14 protein-coding genes and 1 pseudogene are annotated in these 18860 nt (G+C 62.5%); 8 read left to right on the top strand and 7 right to left on the bottom strand.

Features of this window, described 5'->3' with window-relative positions; translation table 11 throughout:
• From ccmA to GTP27_RS17900, 4 genes and pseudogenes are all read right to left on the bottom strand, one after another.
• A pseudogene (gene ccmA, locus GTP27_RS17915) lies at nt 1-681 on the bottom strand (heme ABC exporter ATP-binding protein CcmA); the annotation flags it as partial.
• A 1-nt stretch (nt 682) separates the two neighbouring features.
• Nucleotides 683-1663 carry an HlyD family secretion protein gene (locus tag GTP27_RS17910; RefSeq protein ID WP_229634152.1) on the bottom strand — a complete coding sequence of 327 codons (981 nt, stop codon included), beginning with the start codon at nt 1661-1663 and terminating at the stop codon, nt 683-685.
• Nucleotides 1664-1671: 8 nt separating this feature from the next.
• Nucleotides 1672-2319, bottom strand: coding sequence for a TetR/AcrR family transcriptional regulator (locus tag GTP27_RS17905; protein ID WP_161040523.1), 648 nt, complete (start codon nt 2317-2319; stop codon nt 1672-1674).
• A 53-nt stretch (nt 2320-2372) separates the two neighbouring features.
• Nucleotides 2373-3308, bottom strand: a complete 936-nt coding sequence (locus tag GTP27_RS17900; RefSeq protein ID WP_161040522.1) for a LysR family transcriptional regulator — start codon at nt 3306-3308, stop codon at nt 2373-2375.
• Nucleotides 3309-3404: 96 nt separating this feature from the next.
• Between GTP27_RS17900 and GTP27_RS17895 the strand changes: the two genes are divergently transcribed.
• The 6 genes from GTP27_RS17895 (at nt 3405) to GTP27_RS17870 (ending at nt 11952) form a co-directional block, all read left to right on the top strand.
• Nucleotides 3405-4427 (top strand): NADP-dependent oxidoreductase, encoded by a 1023-nt coding sequence (locus tag GTP27_RS17895; RefSeq protein WP_161040521.1) that lies wholly within the window; start codon nt 3405-3407, stop codon nt 4425-4427.
• A gap of 190 nt (nt 4428-4617) precedes the next feature.
• Nucleotides 4618-6861, top strand: coding sequence for a TonB-dependent receptor (locus tag GTP27_RS17890; RefSeq protein WP_229634150.1), 2244 nt, complete (start codon nt 4618-4620; stop codon nt 6859-6861).
• Nucleotides 6862-6945: 84 nt separating this feature from the next.
• The gene (locus GTP27_RS17885) at nt 6946-7605 is read left to right on the top strand and encodes a response regulator transcription factor (RefSeq protein ID WP_161040520.1); all 660 of its coding nucleotides are present in this window, start codon (nt 6946-6948) and stop codon (nt 7603-7605) included.
• Nucleotides 7602-8918 carry an ATP-binding protein gene (locus tag GTP27_RS17880; RefSeq protein WP_161040519.1) on the top strand — a complete coding sequence of 439 codons (1317 nt, stop codon included), beginning with the start codon at nt 7602-7604 and terminating at the stop codon, nt 8916-8918. The genes GTP27_RS17885 and GTP27_RS17880 overlap by 4 nt, the downstream gene beginning before the upstream one ends.
• A gap of 11 nt (nt 8919-8929) precedes the next feature.
• The gene (locus tag GTP27_RS17875; protein WP_161040518.1) at nt 8930-10969 is read left to right on the top strand and encodes a TonB-dependent receptor domain-containing protein; all 2040 of its coding nucleotides are present in this window, start codon (nt 8930-8932) and stop codon (nt 10967-10969) included.
• An 11-nt stretch (nt 10970-10980) separates the two neighbouring features.
• Nucleotides 10981-11952 (top strand): YncE family protein, encoded by a 972-nt coding sequence (locus tag GTP27_RS17870; protein ID WP_161040517.1) that lies wholly within the window; start codon nt 10981-10983, stop codon nt 11950-11952.
• A 21-nt stretch (nt 11953-11973) separates the two neighbouring features.
• Here the strand turns inward: GTP27_RS17870 and GTP27_RS17865 are convergent, their stop codons facing one another.
• Nucleotides 11974-13209 carry a cytochrome-c peroxidase gene (locus GTP27_RS17865; protein WP_161040516.1) on the bottom strand — a complete coding sequence of 412 codons (1236 nt, stop codon included), beginning with the start codon at nt 13207-13209 and terminating at the stop codon, nt 11974-11976.
• 21 nt (nt 13210-13230) lie between these two features.
• Nucleotides 13231-15093, bottom strand: a complete 1863-nt coding sequence (locus tag GTP27_RS17860; protein WP_229634149.1) for an alkaline phosphatase family protein — start codon at nt 15091-15093, stop codon at nt 13231-13233.
• 284 nt (nt 15094-15377) lie between these two features.
• On the opposite strand from GTP27_RS17860, the gene GTP27_RS17855 reads away from it, so the two are divergent.
• Nucleotides 15378-16622 carry an HD domain-containing phosphohydrolase gene (locus GTP27_RS17855; protein ID WP_161040515.1) on the top strand — a complete coding sequence of 415 codons (1245 nt, stop codon included), beginning with the start codon at nt 15378-15380 and terminating at the stop codon, nt 16620-16622.
• 30 nt (nt 16623-16652) lie between these two features.
• On the opposite strand, the gene GTP27_RS17850 is transcribed toward GTP27_RS17855, so the two are convergent.
• The gene (locus GTP27_RS17850; protein ID WP_161040514.1) at nt 16653-17555 is read right to left on the bottom strand and encodes a LysR family transcriptional regulator; all 903 of its coding nucleotides are present in this window, start codon (nt 17553-17555) and stop codon (nt 16653-16655) included.
• A 110-nt stretch (nt 17556-17665) separates the two neighbouring features.
• On the opposite strand from GTP27_RS17850, the gene GTP27_RS17845 reads away from it, so the two are divergent.
• On the top strand, nt 17666-18850 hold the full coding sequence (locus GTP27_RS17845) for an MFS transporter (RefSeq protein ID WP_161040513.1): 1185 nt from the start codon (nt 17666-17668) through the stop codon (nt 18848-18850).
• The last annotated feature ends 10 nt before the right edge of the window (nt 18851-18860 follow it).

Raw genomic sequence — 18860 nt, 5'->3', positions numbered from 1 at the left:
GGCAACGATCGCTGCCGCAGTGCCTTGCGCCAGTATCTTGCCGTAGGCGATATACACCAGACTGTCGCAGCGCTCCGCTTCGTCCATGTAGTGGGTGGACACCAGCACCGTAATGCCCTGCTGGGCCAGCTGATGGATCTGGTCCCAGAAATCGCGCCGCGCCTTGGGATCGACACCGGCGGTGGGTTCATCGAGCAGCAGCAGGCGCGGCTGGTGGATCAGGCATGCCGCCAGTGCCAGACGCTGTTTCCAGCCACCTGATAGCGAGCCTGCCAGCTGATCCTGCCGCGCCGTAAGACCCAGCCGCTGCAGGGCGTCATCGACGGTCTGCCTGCGCTGGGGCAGCTCGAACAGGCGGGCCACAAAATCGAGGTTTTCGCGGATCGACAGATCGTCATACAGGCCGAATTTCTGGGTCATATAGCCCACTTCGCGTTTGATGGCGATGGCGTCGGCCATGATGTCCAGACCGAGGCAGCTGCCTTGTCCCGCGTCCGGCGTGAGCAGGCCGCAGATCATGCGGATGGTGGTGGTTTTGCCGCTACCGTTGGGGCCGAGAAAACCGACGATGCGTCCCGTTTCGACCTGTAGCGAAATAGCGTTGACCACCGTGCGGCCCCCATAGCGCTTGGTCAGTCCGTGCACATCGATGGCGAGCGGCAAGTGCGTAGGCGTAGTCATGCTAGTTGCCCTGAACGGCAGGCGCTGCTGCCAGACGCACATCGAGCGGTTGCCCCGGCTTGAGGCGGGTGGCATCTTTCAGCTGTGGCCGGGCTTCCACCATGAAGACCAGCTTGCTGCGCTGGCCGTTGGAATAGATCACTGGCGGGGTGAACTCGGGCTGGGTGGCGATGCGGCTGATCAGGGCCGCGATCGGCGCGCCGCAGCCATCACAGGACAGCGTCACGGGCTGGCCGGCGTGCAAAGCGCCTACTTCTTGCTCGGGCACATAGAAGCGCGCCTTGATGTTAGCTGGCGGCAGCAGCGACAGCACCGGCTGCCCGGGCTGCACGTACTCGCCTACGCGGTAGTAGACCTCGGCCACCTGCGCCGCCTGCGGTGCGCTCTGCTGCTTCTGGCGCGTGCGCCACTGGCTCTGTTTCAGCACTTCCTCGGCGGCCAGTGCTGCCGCGCGCTGGGCCGTTCTTTCTTCCCGGCGCCCCGGCAGTCTGGCCACCTGCGTGGCTGCGGCGAGTTCCGCCACGCGGGCGCGGCTCTGGGCCAGCGTGGTGGCCGCATCTTCCGCGCGCGCTTTGGAGACGAAGCCTTGCGCTGCCAGTTGCTGCTGGCGCTGCAGATCATTGCTGGCCAATACTTCGGCGGCGCGGGCCTGCGCCAGCTGGGCCTGCGTGACGGCCAGTTCGTCGTGCCGTTTGCCCGTATCCAGATTGCTGGCCTGTGCCTGTGCGCTATGGAGGCGGGCGGCAGCCTCCTGCTGGGCGATCTGCTCGCTTTCGGCGTCGATGCTGAACAGCGGGGCATCCTTAATCACGTTCTGGCCAGCCAGTACCGACACCGTGTCCACTCGCCCGGCCAGTGGCGACGCGATATAGACATACTCGCCCTCGGCGTAGCCCGACCAGTAAGGCGAGGCTTGCTGCGAGCAGCCGCTCGCAAGAGCGGCGAGCAGCAGTGCGGCCAGTGTGGTGTGCAGTGATTTCATGGCGTATCTCATGGGGTGAGGCAGTGGTTGGCAGGTAGCGCCAGAGCACTGAGGGCGCGATGGACGCGGTCGGCAATTGCCGCGTCGCTGAACACATCGGGCTCGACACTGGCGGCTAGCTGGCTGGGCAAGAGCTGGAACTGCATGGCCGCGGGCAGCAGCACCATGGGGGTGAGCACCGAGCCCATCAGAAAACCCAGACGCTGCATGGGTGGCAAGGGCGCCAGATCGCCGGCCTGTGCGGCTTCTTCCAGCAGGGCCATAATCAAGCCCATGTGGCGCGGTGCGTTGAGCTGCAGGAACTGGCGTGCCACTTGCTCGCCCAGCCCCGCGTCGGCCCAGACCCGGCCTATCCAGCTGCCGTGCTGGCGTATCAGCCGGCCCAGCAGGCAGAGCGCGGCGCGCAGCCGCTCCAGTGCGGAACCCTGCTGCGCTGCCTGCGCCGCCAGCTGTTCGTACACTTCGTCATACAGACCTTGCAGCAGCACGGCCACGTAGTTGTTCTTGCTCTGGAAGTGGTAATGGAACATGCCGGCATTGGCGCCTGCATGTTCGCAGATCTGGCGCACGGACAGGCCTGCAATGCCGTGTTGCGGATACAGCATGCGCCCGCTGGCGAGCAGCGTCTGGTCGATATTTTGCGAAGGACGGGCCATGAAAACTAGTTATTGGTCATGTGACTAATAACTAGTCTCCGCCGAATGCCGGGCTATGTCAAGCGGGCGGCCTCGTCCGCTGCCGCCATCTGGACGATTAACTGGCCCAGCCATGTCGGCGCAGTGCTGCGATTCCACACCAGCCAGACCGATTCAGTGCAGCTGAAAGGACAATCGCGCGTGCGTATCCGCACCAGCCCCGCTTCATCGAGTGCGGCTTCGGGCAGGTAGGCCAGCGCTTCGCCACGCCGCACAAAGCCCAGCAGCAATTGCAGATCATCGGCCAGATAGGCGATCTGGCGCGGCAGCACATCATCGCGCCAGCCATCGGAGCGCTGGCCTCGATCCTGTCCGCCGAGCAGCGAACGGGTCGGGCAGGCGAATGGATGCTGCAGCACCTGCGCTACCGGTAGCTGAACCGTCCCGCTGGCATCGGGGCGGTGCTGTTTCAGCAGGGGGTGGCTAGTGCTGGCGACTAGCTGCAGGGTGGTGCTGCCTAGTGCCAGCCTGTCCCACTCGGCCGACCAGCTGGCGCCGGCGCCGTCGATGACGCTGCCCGTTACGATAGCCACATTCAGCTCACCGTGCGCCAGTGCACGCAGGGCTTCTTCTTCGTACATGGCTTGCAGGTGCACCGTGCCCTCGAAGCTGGCGCGTAGCTGCCGGGCGAGGCGGGGGCCGTCGCGCCACAGCAGGATGGCGGGCCCGCCGGCATGCAGCCCGACGCGGGCGCTGGCGCCCTGCAAATCAGCTTCCGTTTGCGCGGCCAGCGCCATCAGATGCTGGCCGCGCTCGCGCAGCAGCTGGCCAGCTGCGTTGAGCACCAGCTGGCGCGTGCTGCGGTCAAACAGTGGGCTGGACAGGCTGTCCTCCAGCCGGCGCAGCGCTTTGGAGACGGCGGACGGGGTCAGGTGCAGCTGTTCTGCGGCAGCGAGCAGGGAACTGTGCCGCGCTACGGCCAGAAAAACGCGCAGGTCAGAAAGATTCATTTTCCATTTTGGACATTAAAAGTGAAAATCATTTGCTTTACGTTCATGTATTGCGGTCGCTAATATGCCTACTTTTTCATCATCAGGCAAGCGCACATGACTATTCTGAATCGCCAGTGGATCTACCAGCAGCCGCCTGCGGAGCTGGTAGGGCCCGAACACTACCGCTATCAGGAACAGCCGCTCGAAACCGTGCTGGGGCGCGACGAGCTGCTGGTGGCGGCCCGCTACATCAGCGTCGATCCTTACATGCGCATCGGCCAGTCGGGCAAGCCTACCTATGATCCGCAACCCCATCCGGTGGGCGTGGTGCAGCAGGCGGGTGTGGTGGCGCAGGTCGTGGCATCGAATGCGGCCGCTTTCCAGCCCGGCGACTGGGTGCGCACCTACAGCGGCTGGCAGACGCACGCGGTGCTGCACGCATCGGCGGTGAGCCAGATCGATGCGCAACTGGCACCCGTCAGCACGGCGCTCGGCGTGCTCGGCATGCCGGGACGGACTGCGTGGTTCGGCCTGACGGAAGCGGGCAAGCCGCGCGCCGGTGAAGTGGTGGTGGTGTCCGGTGCGGCGGGCGCGGTGGGTTCGCTGGTGGTGCAGTTTGCCAGAAAGCATGGCGCGCGCGTGCTGGCCATAGCGGGCGGCGCGGAGAAATGCCGCTGGCTGCGGGAGCAACTAGGCGCTGACTGGACCATCGATTATCGCGAGTACCGCGATCACGCTACGCTGGCGGCGCAAATCCGCCAGCTGACGGGCGGCGTCGATGTGTACTTCGACAATGTGGGCGGCATGGTCACGGATGCGGTGGTGGCGGAAATTAAGCGGCGCGCGCGCATCGTCATCTGCGGGCAGATCAGCCAGTACAGCGGCAATCTCGATGCGCCTACGCTGGGGCCGCGTTTCCTGCATCATGTGCTGTACCAGCGCGCCACCATACAGGGCATACTGGCGCGCGATTACCTGCACCGTATGGATGAAATGCTGGCGATTGTGGGACCGTGGGTACAGCGTGGCGAGATCATTTTCGAGCAGCATGTGCTGCGCGGCTTCGAGCAATTGCCGCAGGCGCTCAACGCCCTGTTCACGGGCGAGCATCGGGGCAAACTGCTGGTGGAAGTCTGAGGCGCAAGCAATTTCTGCCCGTAGGGTCAGGGTGCCAGAGCGAGAGTTAAGGCTGCATTAACAAAACTCTTTATTTGCAGTGCAACATAAAAATACAACATTCGTTTATCTTTAGGTAACGTCTGTCATTTGGATGACATAAAGCCTTCCTAATCTAGCGGCTTTTCTTCTCCCGCTAAAGGAATGCTTTATGTACGGCTCGACTAAGAACATCCACGGACCCGCTCTCCCGCCACGATACGCCATGGTACTGATCGCCGGGCTGCTGCAAGCGGCCTTTGCCAGCGCTGCCGACAATGCATCTGTCGCTGACAGCAGCGAAGCGACTCAGGTGGTCGCCACGGCTGTGGTGGAAATCCACTCGACGCTGAATAGTGCGGCATCGAGCGCGCCGTCCAAGAGCAATCTGGAGGCGCGTTCGGCGCTGTCCGAAGTGAGCGACCAGTTCGTGCGCGACTTTACCTCGCCAGTGGCCGATTACAGCCAGCTGCTGCAGATGGCACCGGGCATGTTCAGCTACAGCCCTAACGGCGTGGGTCTGGGCGATAACAAGACCACCATGCGCGGCCTGTCCGACAGCAATAGCGTGATCTCCTTCGACGGCATTCCGTTCAACGATACCAATGGCGTGAGCCACCACGCCTGGGTGTTCTTCCCTAGCCAGTTCACCGGCGGCGCCGTGATCGACCGCAGCCCCGGTTCGGCGGCGACCATCGGTCAGGCTACATACGGCGGCTCGATCAATCTGCTGTCGCGCGAACTGGAAAACCAGCAGCGCACCAGCGCCACCGGTTCCTACGGCACGTGGGCCACTTCGCTGGTGGGACTGGAGCACGAGACGGGCCAGTTCGGCCCGAACGGCAGCTCCAACCTGCTGTTCAATCTGCAGGAAATGAAGTCGGATGGCTACCAGACCTACAACAAGCAGAAACGCGACGCAGCGTCGCTCAAATACCGCTATCAGCTGAGCGACGATACCGCGCTGACGCTGTTCTCCTCGTGGCTGAACCTGACCAACAATACGCCGAACATCAAAGGCGTAACGCGTGCCAACTACAATCTCGGTGATTACCGCACTTTGCTGAGCGGCGATGCGACCAAGCCGAACTACTGGGGCTTTAACTTCTACGACATTTCCACCGCCTTCAACTATGCCGGTGTGAGCACCAATCTGGGCGGCGGCTGGAAGCTGGAAGACAAGATCTACGTTTACCGCTACTGGAACCAGCAGAAGTACAACAGCGCTACGGCCATCACCACCACCAGCGCGATCGACAAGCTCAATTCCTATCTGACCAAGGGCAATCTGCTGCGCGTCAGTCAGGAGTCTTCGTTCGGCACGCTGCGTACCGGCGTGTGGTACGACTACGCCAACAGCTTCCGTTACCAGATTCCTAGCGACCCGCGCACCTGGCTCGATGTCGCCGTGCCCAACTTCACCGAGCGCTACAAGACCACCACGGTCCAGCCTTACATCGAGTATGAATTCCGCGTAACGCCGGCGCTGCGCATTACCCCGGGCGTGAAATACGCTTCGTACAAGCAGGACTTCCATCACCTGCAGGACAATGGCGGCGCAGTCGGCCCGTTGGGTGGTGTGTACAACAAGGCCACCGGCACCATCACCGGCGGTCTGCCTTACGTCGACAACGCCGTCAAGTACACCGATACCATGCCTTCGCTGGATGTGCACTACCAGCTGGCGTCCAACTGGTCGACCTACGCACAGGTGGCACGCGGCGACCAGATTCCGTCGACCAGCGTGTTCGATACGCCTAACGCCAAAGTCACCACCACGCCGAACGCCACCAAATCGACCACCAGCCAGATCGGCTCCGTGTACCAGACCGATCGCTGGAACCTGTCGGCCGATGTTTATCACATCCGTCTGGACAGCCCTTACTCGTCGTCGATCGATCCGGCCACCGGCAATCCCGTGTACTTCATGAACGGCAGCGAGGTCAGCCAGGGCGTGGAAGCAGAAGGCACGGTACTGCTGGGCGGCGGCTTCAGCGTGTACGCCAACGCCACCTTCGGCAGCACCAAGTACGACACCGGCAAGTGGGTGGCTGGTGCACCGGGCAATACCGAAACGCTGGGCCTGAACTACACCCAGAACGGCTGGAGCAGCGGTCTGTTCGTCAAGCGCGTGGGCAAGGTCTACGCTGACAACGGTGCTAACCATGAAGCCTTCGCCATCGATCCGGTCACGCTGGCCAATCTGTTCGTGAACTACCGCGTCAAGTCGCCGCTGGCGCTGGTCAAACAGGCCAAGCTGCAGTTCGGCGTCAACAACCTGTTCAACAATCACAGCATCGTCGATGTGGCTTCTGCTGGCACCAAAACCAGCTCCAGCGCTGCACCGTCGGCTGCCGATATGCTGACCGTGCTGCCGGCGCGCAGCGTCTCGATGACCCTGACGCTGGACTTCTAAGCGTGGCGGGCCACCATCTGTCCTTGCAGGTCCGTCAGGGCAGATGGTGGAGTAAGATGGGCGCCTGATCAGTTAGAGGAAATTATGCGCCTGCTGTTAATCGAAGACGATCCCATGATAGGCGAAAGCATGGAAGAAGTGCTGCGCCGCGAGCACTATGCAGTGGACTGGGTGCGCGACGGCGACAGTGCCATGCTGGCGCTGCGGCAGGATGTCTACCATTTGCTGCTGCTCGATCTGGGCCTGCCCGGAACGCAGGGCATGGACGTGCTGCGCCAGTACCGCGCCCAGGGCGGCACGGTGCCGGTGCTGATCGTGACGGCGCGCGACGCCCCGCCTTCGCGCGTGCTGGGACTGGATGCCGGCGCTGACGACTATCTGGTCAAGCCCTTCGATATCGACGAACTGCTGGCGCGCATCCGTGCGCTGCTCAGGCGCGGCAAAGCGGCCCAGCAGGTGCAGGTTGCATTCCGCGGCCTGCAGGTGGACATGGCGGCCCACACGGCCAGCTTTAACGGCATGCCGCTGCATCTGCCGGCGCGCGAATTTGCCGTGCTGCGCGCGCTGCTCGACGCTCCCGGCAGCGTCGTCACCAAGCGTCAGCTGGAGGAGAGTATCTATGGCTGGGGCGAAGAAGTCGAAAGCAACGCCATCGATGTGCATATCCATCACCTGCGCAAGAAGTTAGGCAGCAGTTTTATCAAGAATATCCGTGGCGTAGGCTACAAACTGGCGACTGCATGAAAACTATACGTAGCCGACTGCTGGTCGGTCTGATCGGCGGCATGGCCGTGTTTGTGCTGGCCGCGATAGCCTTGCTGTATGCGCGGGCCGTTCACGAAGTCGATGAAGATTCCGACCAGCGCCTGCGCCAGCTGGCGTGGTGGCTGCCCGTGCAGGCGCCGGGCAAATGGCGCATGCCGCTGGAAGACAGCGTGGATGACCGCCTCGACGTGCACGTCTGGAACGGCGCGCAGCAGCTGGTGTTCCGCACCGAGGCCGGGCCCATGCTGCCACTGCCGCAGCCTACCGGCTATTCCACCGTGTTGCATCAGGGCGCGCGCTGGCGCGTGTATTCGGAAGTCATTGCCGGTTACGCCATTCAGGTATCGCAGCCGGTGGCGATCCGCCAGCGCGCCGCTTTCTACCTGACCCTGCGCACGGCGCCGCCTCTGCTGCTGCTATTCCCCGCCATGGCGCTGCTGATCTGGCTGGTGGTAGGGCGCGCGCTGCAGCCGCTGGATAGTCTGACCAGAGCGGTGCGCGGCCGCACACCGTCTGATCTGCAGCCGCTGACAGCGGACGGGCTGTCGCCCGAGCTGCTGCCCATTCTGGATGCACTCAACGGCCTGCTGCAGCAGATCGACAGCACACTGGCCGCACAGCGCAATTTTGTCGCCGACGCGGCGCACGAGCTGCGTTCGCCGCTGACGGCGCTGAAGCTGCAGCTACGGCTGGCGGAAACTGCCCAGGCCGGCGCGGAACGGGAGCAGTCCTTCCGCAAGCTGCACGAGCGGCTCGATCGCGCCACCCATCTGGTGCAGCAGTTGCTCACGCTGGCCCGGCAGGAGCAGGGCACAGCGCCGCCGCGTGGCCGCTGCGATCTGCTGCGCATCGCCCGCCAGACAGTGCTCGATCATTCCATCTATGCCGAGAGCAAGCAGATCGATCTGGGCGTGAGCAGCGCAGCGGTGGAGGCCGTGGTGCATGCGCACGCCGATGGGCTGGAAGTCATGCTCAGCAATCTGGTCGATAACGCCCTGCGCTATACCCAGCCGGGCGGTCGGGTGGATGTCATGGTCGGCATGGAGCAGGGCCGGCCTTTCCTGCAGGTGTCCGACAATGGCCCCGGTGTGCCGGAAGAACATCGTGCGCGCCTGTTCGACCGCTTCTATCGCCCCGATGGCAATCAGGTCCGGGGCTGCGGGCTGGGACTGTCCATCGTGAAAAGCGTCGCGGACGCGCACCATATGACGCTGACGCTGGGCAGCAACGGCAGCAGCGGGCTGGTGGTGACGGCGCTATTTAATCATCCGTTAACGAACGCTGCGGTCTAATGCCGGTATTTATGCCTGTCTATCGTATTGCTTTGCCAGCGGTGCTGGCCCTGTCGTTGCCTATGGCGCGCGCTGAAACGGGAACTGTCGTGCCAACTGTGGTGGTGGCCAGCCAGCGTGCGGACGTGGTCAGCAAGATAGACCGCAAAGTCTATCGCACCGGGGCCGACCTGCAGTCCGTGAGCGGCACTGCCGCCGATGTGCTGAATAATGTGCCCGCTGTCGACGTTGATATCGAGGGCAATATCAGCCTGCGCGGCGACGCCAGCGTGACTGTGCTGATCGATGGCCAGCCTTCCGGCCAGATGCAGGGCGCTGCCCGTGCCGGTGCGCTGATGGGCATGTCCTCCGCCGATATTGAAGCCGTAGAAGTCATCACTTCGCCCTCGGCCGAATTCAAACCGGATGGCACGGGCGGCATCATCAACATCATCACCAAGAAGCAGCACAAGCGCGGCAGTAGCGGCCAGCTGATTACCAGCGTGGGCAATGACGGCCGCCATAACGGCAGCGTTTCTGGTAGCTATAACACGGGCGCACTGGACCTGAGCGGAACGCTGGGCAACCGGCAGGACTGGCGCCGCCGCATCAACGATAACCAGACGGGCGCGCCCGGCGCTGTGCCTGTGCTGACCCACCAGATACAGGATGAAAGCAGCGAGCGCTGGTCGGGCAAGGGCGCACTGAAATACACGCCGAATCCGCAGCAGAGCATGGGCGTGACGCTGGACTATGCAACGCGCTCGGACCAGCGTAGTCTGGCGCAGCAGACCATCGCGCCGGACGCACCGCTGTACCAGCGCTTCGGCAGCGGCGGTGGCCCGCGTACCGATGGCGGGCTGGCGCTAACGCTGGACCAGAAATTTGCCCTGCCGGGCGAAGCGCTGGCGCTATACGCCGCGCACAGCCATTCTTCCGAAGAGAATCTGATCGACTATACGACGGACCGCAACTTCGATCAGGTGGTCTACGACATTTCCAGATTCAGCTCCGCCTACACGCGGCCAGTGGGCGAGAGCGCGAAGCTGAAAGCCGGTTACGAGGTCGAATACGACCACAACTCTTTCAATAACTGGAATAGCAGCGCAACGGCGGCCAACCACTTCCGCTACCGGCTGGCGATCAACGCCGCCTATGTCACCTTTAGTTCCAGACATGGTGCGCTGGAGGCGCTGGGTGGCCTGCGCTTCGAACAGGCCGACATCCGCACCCTGCTGCGCGATAGCGGCGACCGCAGCACGCAGCGCTACCGCAAGCTGTATCCTAGCCTGAACCTGCTGTACACGCTGAACGATGCGGAGAGTCTGGCGTTCGGTTATAGCAAACGGGTCAAGAAGCCCGATCCGGAGGATGTGAATCCCTATATCAACGCGGCCGATCCGAAGAATCTGCGGCAGGGTAATCCGGCCCTGCGTCCGCAGGTGACTGATGCGCTGGAACTGGCTTACCGTCACGAAGCAGGCGCCATTTCCTACAGTGCCACTGCCTATTACCGCCGCAGCCAGAATGGCGATGGCGAGGTGCTGCAGCCGCTGGCAAATGATGTGGTGCTGATCACCAAGGTGAATCTGCCCACCATCCAGTCTGGCGGCGTGGAGTTTGGCGCCAGCGGAAAGCTGGCGCAGGGGCTGAGCTATAACCTGAGCGGCAATGTCTTCTACAACGAGATCAACGGCCAGCAGGTGCTGGGCGGTAGCAATCATTCCGACCTCGGCTTGAACGGCAAGGGCACGCTAGATTACCAGCTGGCGGCACGCGATCGTGTGCAGCTGGGGTTTAACTATCGCGGCAAACGGCTGACGGCGCAGGGCTACGTCATGCCGTTCAATGTGATCAATGTCGGCTATCGCCACCAGATCAATGAACAGTGCACGCTGGTGGCTACGCTGTCCGATGCCTTTAATACGCAGCGTCAGCGGCGCATCTATGCAACGCCGACATTTAATGGAAGCTACGCGCGTCACCAGCTGGGGCAGGTGGCGTATATCGGTCTGGCGTTTTCCTTTGGCGGCACACGCAAGGCCAAAGATACCGAATTTAACTACGACTAGGAGGAGACAGAATGAAGCAGACAATGTTGAAGATGGCCGCCGTGGCTATGCTGGCCCTGCCTGCCGCCCATGCTGCCGATCATGCAGGCAGCTACGCAGTACAGCAGAAGTGGACACTCGACGGCGCGGGACGCTGGGACTATCTCGAGGTGGACAGCAGTCAGCAACGGCTCTTCGTGACGCGCGACGAGCGGGTGCAGGTGCTCGATCTGGCTAGCGGCAAGGTGGCTGGCGAGATTCCCGGATTGAAGCGTGCCCACGGTGTGGCCTTTGCGCCGGCACTGGGGCTGGGTTTTGCCAGCAGCGGCGCAGGCGACAGCGTGGTGGTTTTCGAGCTCGATAGCCTGAAGGTAAAGCGTGAAGTGAAAGTCGCGGGCAAGAATCCGGACGCCATTCTTTTTCATCCGGCCAGCGGCAAGCTATACGTCTTTAATGGCAAGAGCGCCAACGTCACCGTGTTCGATGCAGCGACCATGCAGCAGCTGGCCAGCATTGCCGTCAACGGCAAACCCGAATTTGCTGTCGCCGACGACAAGCGGATCTACGTGAACATCGAGGATAAGAACGCGATCGCCGTGATCGATGTGGCGTCGGACAGCGTCGTGGCGAACTGGGGTCTGGCCGGTTGCGACGAGCCTACGGGACTGGCGTTCGATGCCACCCACCAGCGCCTGTTCTCTGTTTGCGGCAACGGCGTGCTGGCCGTAACCGACGCCGCCAGCGGCAAGGCGGTTGCGCGCAGAGCCATCGGCAAAGGCGCCGATGCCGCCGTGTACGATGCGCAGCGCCAGCTGGTGTTTTCGTCCAACGGCGAAGGCACGCTGACGGTGATCCACCAGACCGATGCCGACCACTATGGCGTGCCCGTGACGTTGCCCACGCTGAAAGGCGCCCGCACCATGGCGATGGACCATGCCAGCGGGCGTATCTATCTGCCGGTGCTGGCCGAGCAGCGCTTCAGCATGGTGGTGGTGGCGCCCTAAGCTGGACGCGGCAGCGGGCGGTTAGCGGTGCGTCAACGTCCTGACCGGCTGCGCATCGCGGTCGTTCAGAGTGGCGAGAAACGCCACCACATCGGCGATATCCGTCTCCGACCATACCGGCTTGCCGCCGCGATGATTGCTCATCGGTGCCGTGCGCCGGTCGACATTGCCCTGATACTGCTCGGGCAGATCGTCAAAGTGCGGCTTGCCGCTCACCTGCGGATACCACTTCTCCGGCGCGGTATCGCGCTGTACATAAAAGCGCAGCGCTTCTTCCAGCGAGTGGAAGCGGCCGTTGTGGAAGAACACCTGACGGGTCGCCACATTGCGCAAGGTGGGCGTGCGGAACATGCCGCAGTACCAGGGATTGTCCGCCTTGTCGGTGCGGGCCGGTCCGCATAAACCCAGATCGTAATAGGCCGGATTGGCGTTGGCCGGAATTTCCGGATTGCGCGGCACGCCCAGCGTCTGGAAGTTGTAGTCGGTGAGAGTAGGGTGGGCGCCCGCTGCGCCCTGTTCTACCAGATGGCAGGAAGCGCAGTTGCCCCCTTTCGGATCGACGAACAGGGCCATGCCACGGGCTTCCTGCGGATTGAACTGCGCTTTGCCATCAAGGACCAGATCGAACTTGCTGTCGAACGGGCGGAAGCTGGCGTCGTCGAACTGGAAGCGTTCCAGCGCCTGTCCCAGCGCCCGCAGCGCATCATCGGGGCGCTGGAAAATATCGGCGCCGAAGGCGGCGCGGAAGCGCTGTGCATAAGCGCTCCTGCTGAGCTTTTCCGTCACCGCAGCGGCACTGCCGTTGGCCATTTCGTCTGCGCCCAGCAGCGGCGCGGCAGCCTGCTCGGCTGGCCGGTTGAAGCGGCCATCCCAGGCGTAGCCGCCGGAAGGCATGTTGTCGCTCACTTCCAGACGGTCTTTCAGGCTGCTGGCATAGGTGTGCGTCCAGACCGGCACGCTGCGCAGATAGCGCAGCGAGGGCACGGCGCGCTTGCCATGTTCCTGCATATCGGCGCCGCCCGGCTGTACCGCGAAGTGGTTGGGCGGGCCGTAGGCATGTGCGGGGCTATGGCAGCTGGCGCAGGACTGCTGGCCGGAAGCCGACAGCGAACGGTCAAAGAAGGCCAGCTTGCCGATGGCAGCCAGTTCGCTGGCGGCCGCTGGCTGGGCTGCCGGTGCAGCAGGCTGGCGCTGGCAGGCCGCCAGCGTCAGGCCGGTCAGGAGTAGCAGAATCGCCTGCGCGGCGGTTCTGCGCATACAGCGTAAAACCATCGCAGGCTACCAGCTGAAGATGTCGCTGCCGAACGGCGCCAGTTTCGGATCGTCCGCATAGCCGAGGTACTCGGCAAGGCCGAACAGATTTTCCAGACTCTTGAGCAGCGAGTAGTGGTTGTAGCCCGTATTGGTGACCGTGCCCGGTTTGATGAACGGCGACAGCAGCACCGCGCCTGTGCGGTCGCCGCCCACGCCGTCATAGTGCATGCCGATCTGCACCGTCTTGACGCTGGCAGGCAGCTTCTTGGGGTCTATGCCCAGCGCGGCGGCGGCAGCTACCGGCAGCGAGGTCAGGATCTGGTCGTCAGGGCGTTTGACGTTAGGGCCGACCTGCTGGCTGCAGCAGGCATCGCCGGCCAGGTTGATGGTCAGTTTCATCAGCGAGTAGTCGCTGCTGAAGCTGGTGGTCATCGGTGCAGAAGCGGCGTTGGATTCGTCGAAGTTAATCACGATTAGACCATCTTTCTGGTACGCAGGCGATGCCTGAATGATGGCGATCCACTTCTTGAGGAAGGCATCGCTCGACGTCAGACCGCCCGGCGAGCCGTCTTTGCAGCCCTTGCCGGCAGCGCCGGTGCCGTCGCCGTCATGGCCGTCGTCGCACAGATTGGGCGTGATGAACACGAAATTCGGCGTGGTGTCGATGGACTTCAGGTCGTTCTGCAGATTGTCGTCCAGATTGACCACGTGCTTGTCGCAATAGTCCAGATTGTCGATGATGGAGTGGAAGTAGACGAAGGGATTGTGGCGCGTGGCGTAGGCATCGGCCTTGATATCGCCGGAAGCCGACGCTGCCTGTGCATTCTGGGTGCCGTCTACCACCTTGCTCAGATCTTTGCCGGCCAGTTTGGCGGTGCGGGTGGGGAAGCTGCAAGTTTTGCTACCGTCGCGGTTCAGGTCATTGCCCATATCGCCCATATAGCCCTTCCAGCTGAAGCGGGCGTTATCGAGCTGCTGCGCCAGCGTCTTGACGCGTGCCGGATAGACGCAGCCGCCGCCGGCATGGCCGTTGGCATCGGTGCCGGCCTTGAGCACTTTCGGGTTGGCGCTGTCGTTGCCGGCATCGACCACGTCGGACCACAGGCCGAAGCAGTCGGTCTGCGTATCGACGGTGGAAGGCTGGCCGCTCATCATGGCGATATAGTTGTCCAGACTGACGTGGCCGGTGCCGTAGTAATTGGTCAGCAGCGCGCCTTTGCCGGCCAGCGATTTCAGGTAGGGGGCCTGATTGCTGGCGGGGGCGCTGGTGCCGAACGATTCTTCGTAGTTCTTGTTCTCCAGCGTGATGACGAAGATGTGGCGGATGGCTTTGGTGCCGACTACGGTCTTGATGTAGTTGTCGCTCACGGCTTTGACGCTGGCCATGCTGGCGTCGGTATTGAAGTCGGCCAGGACTTTGTCCGCCGAGACGTTGCCGTATTTGCTGGCCAGTGCGGTTTTGGCATCGGCCAGTGTGGCGCCGCCGGCCACCAGCTGTGCGAGGTGGGTGGAGATGGCGCTGACGGTATCGGTTGCGCCTTTGGGGGCGAGGAAGAAGGCGCCCGCGCTGAACTGGGTACCCATGTCCTTGCCATTGGCATCGTTCTCTTTGGCGTTGCTCAGGTCTGCGACCAGATTCTTCCAGCTGGCATTGGTGTTGCCGGTATTGTCGGCGATCGAAAATTTGCCGTGGGCGTCGCTGGTTGCATACGGTTCGCCCGCGTCGCACTGGCCGTTATCGTTGAGGTCCATGCAGACTTTGGCGTTTTCGATGTAGCTGCCCAGCACCTGCCCGCTGATGTGGGGGCCATTGTCGCCGCCGCAGGCGGCTATGCCGGCGGCCAGACCCAGGCCGGCCAGCATAAGAGTCAGCTTGCTATGTTTCATATTGTCCATCCCTGCCTATAAAAATTGGGTCAGCGGAGTTTAAAAAGACAATATGACGACTAAATGACTTATTGGAAATTTTTGAAATTATTCTCTAGAAAATCCGACTCCGGCAGAATTTTATTCATGTAGTTGAAGTCGGCTTTCCTTTCCGGCTGAGGTCGGGCGCACAAGACGAGGGGCCCGATTGTGACAAAGTGCGCATTTCCGGCCGTTTTAACTTCATATACTTCCAGTTTGAAACCAGATTTTCCGAGCATCAATCTTCAACTGGAGACTGTATCGTGCTGCCTGAATCTGCAAATTCTCAATTTCTGTCGGAAGTTTCGCGCGCATCGGCATCCTGCCGTATCGTCGCAGGCAGTGACATCTACGACCAGTACGGCGCCAAGCTGTGGGCGCGCCATCAGCCGGTTTCGCAATCGCTCCAGCAAAAGCTGCTGGACCGCAAGCTCAAAGCCCCGCTGGAAGCCTGTTTGCTGGCCGAAGACGGCGTGACGACAGTGCATCTGTACGAGCACCTGACGCTGCTGCTCGACTCCGCACACGCGCTCGCGCCGGTGATCCTGCCGTATCAGCGCGAACTGCTCGATCACGTCAGAAGCCTGCCGCTACACCCTGCGGCACAGCTGTTGCTGACCATTGCCCATACCAATCGACCCGCTGCCTTTGCCCATGCGATAGAAGGCATGGCGCTGGCGGGTGCGATGGCGCTGCATGGCGGCTACGACCGGGTCAGGACGCGGCTGGCGATGCTGGGTGGCCTGCTGCACGATATCGGCGAAATGTATATCGATCCCGATTATCTTGAAGCAGGCCGGCCGCTCGATGCGGAAATGTTCCGCTACCTCGCCACCCATCCGCTGCTGGGAGCGGAACTGATCAGAAGCCTGATGGATTATCCCCCTGCGCTGTGGCAGGGCATCGCCCAGCATCACGAGCGGCTGTGCGGTACGGGTTATCCGGCCATGTGCGCGGATAAGGAGGTGGGCGAACTGGGCCGCTTGCTGGCCGTAGTCGATACCACCATAGGCGCCACCCACGCCGCCGATGCGCCGCTGCAGCGCGCCAGTCTGGCGCTGCGCATGGTGCCCGGTGAATACGATCCGGTCTGGGTGGGCCTGATTGCGCGGGCCGCGGCCAGTGTGCCGATTGCCGCCTTCATGGCTTACGATGGCGCGGAAATCGAGCAGGCCCGCAGCAGCGCGCAAGCCACCATCGACAGGATACGCGCCTCGCAGCAGCGCTGCGTTCAGCTGGCCAGCGATGCGGGCAGCAGCGACATGGTCCGCAAGATTTCGGACCGGGCTGCCCAGTTGCTGGCGCGGCTAGATGTGGCCTACCGTTCGTCGGGCATTTCGTTTGCCTATCCGGCCGAGACGGCGGAAGAAATGCTCGAACAGCTGACGGTGGCGCGCGAACTGGCCGTGCGGCTGGAAAAAATCCGCACGGAATCCCTGTGGTCGACGCCGGGCCGGACTGCCATGGATGAAGAGAAGCTGGTGCCGGTCTGGCAGGCGATGGCGTAAGTAGTGCTTGCGCCGGGTTGCATGGGCGGCCTAGGCTTCAAACGGTTTCTTGCCCAGCACTTCGATCACGTGGTCCACGAAACAGGTAATCCGCGCCGCCAGTGCAGTATTGCGGTAGTAGACCGCGTTGACCGGCTGGCGCACATCCAGTGTATGTCTGGGGAATAGCTGCACCAGCCGTCCGCTACTGCGGTCCTCGCGCGTCATGAAGTCGGACAGGCAGACTATCCCCAGCCCAGCCAGCGCCATCTGGCGCAGCGTTTCACCGCTGGAGGAAGCTATGGTGGGCCGTATGCGCAGCACCTCGCCCTCCGCATTACGTAGCGGCCAGTCATTCAGCGTTTCGGGCTGGTTAAAACCCAGCAGGGCATGCTGTTCGAGCTGCGCCACTTTGGCTGGCGTGCCGTGGCGCTCAAGATAGGCCGGGCTGGCCAGCACCCTGATCCGGCTGGTTCCCAGCGGACGGGCATGGAGCGTGGAGTCCTTCAGTACACCGATACGAAACGCCACATCGGTGCGCTTTTCAAGCAGATCGATAATGCCCTCGTTGGAGTTCAGTTCCAGCTCCACTTCAGGATAACGGGCGCGGAAGCCTTCCAGTAAAGGCACCAGTACATGCAGCATGAACGGTGTGGCGGCATCTACCCGTAAGCGCCCGGCTGGCCGCATGCGCCGCGCCGCCATCTGCTCTTCTGCCGTGTCTACCGAGTTCAGTATCGCGCGCGCGTGCAGCAGGAAGGCGGCGCCTTCCTCCGTCAGTTCGAGCCGGCGGGTGGTACGGCGCAGTAGGGTAGTCTGCAGCTTTTCTTCCAGCCGGCTCAGCGTCCGGCTGGCAGCCGAGATCGTCAGTCCCAGCTGCTCGGCCGCCGCAGTGATGGAGCCCGTGTCCACCACGCTTACAAAGGCCTGCAGTTCATCCAGAGTGGTTTTCATTGTTTGATTTTAAATCAAATGTGTTTGGCGGATATCAGGCTTTATCTGCAAATATTACCTCAGTACACTGCAAGCCATTGAAAACCGATTGATTTCAAGGAGATGCTGCAATGAAATCCAACACTGCCTTACTCGCGCTCGCTACCGGAGCTTTTGCCATCGGCACCACCGAATTTGCCCCGATGGGATTGCTGCCCGTGATTGCGGACGGCATCCACGTCAGCATACCCAGTGCGGGCATGCTGGTGTCTGCCTATGCCATAGGCGTGATGGCGGGTGCGCCCGTCATGACCCTGTTGTTCAGCCGTTATGGCAAGCGCGCTGCACTGATGGCGCTGATGCTGATTTTCACCGTCGGCAATCTGCTGTCCGCATTGGCGCCCGGCTATACCACGCTGCTGCTGTCGCGTTTGATCACCAGCCTGAATCACGGCGCCTTCTTCGGCATCGGCGCCGTCGTGGCGGCCAGTGTTGTGCCCAAGGAGAAACAGGCCAGTGCGATTGCCACCATGTTCATGGGACTGACTGTGGCCAATATCGGTGGCGTGCCTGCGGCAACATGGATAGGCCAGCAAGTCGGCTGGCGTCTGGCCTTTGGCGGCACTGCCATGCTGGGCTTGCTCACGATAGCCGTGCTGTGGCTGACTCTGCCCGCAGGCGAACCGGGCGAGCGTCCCGATGTGCGCCGCGAACTGAAAGTGCTGACCCGTCCCGAAGTGCTGCTGGCCATGGGGACTACCGTGCTGGGCTCGGGCGCCATGTTCGCGCTCTACACCTATGTGGCGCCGCTACTGGCCGAGATTACCCATGCCAGCCCGGGATTCATCGCTGTCGGTCTGGTGCTGATCGGTCTCGGTTTCACCATCGGTAATAGTCTGGGCGGCCGTCTGGCCGACTGGTCGCTGGACGGTGCCAGCAAGATCATACTCGCGGCCCTCGCGGTGATCATGGCGCTGATGCCTTGGCTGCTGGCCAGCAAAGTGGGTGCAGCGATAGCGCTGGTGGTGTGGGGCGCTGCCGCCTTCGGCATCGTGCCGCCAGTGCAGATGCGGGTGATGCAGGCTGCCGCGCAAGCGCCCGGGCTGGCATCTTCCGTCAATATCGGCGCCTTCAATCTGGGCAATGCACTGGGCGCTGCGCTCGGTGGCGCCGTCATCGGGCAGGGCCTCGGTTATGCCGCCGTGCCGCTGGTCGGCGCAGCGCTGGCCGCCGGTGGCTTGTTGCTGGTCTGGCTGGGGAAGGCTGGCCAGCGTGCCGCCGCGACGCCGTCCTCTTCCTCTATTTCCATCGGATGAAAGAACTATC

Origin of the sequence: Duganella qianjiadongensis (genome assembly GCF_009857915.1) — a bacterium.
Taxonomy (GTDB): domain Bacteria; phylum Pseudomonadota; class Gammaproteobacteria; order Burkholderiales; family Burkholderiaceae_D; genus Rugamonas; species Rugamonas qianjiadongensis.
Note: the sequence above shows the minus strand (reverse complement) of the source record. Positions and strands in the feature narration are given on the sequence as shown.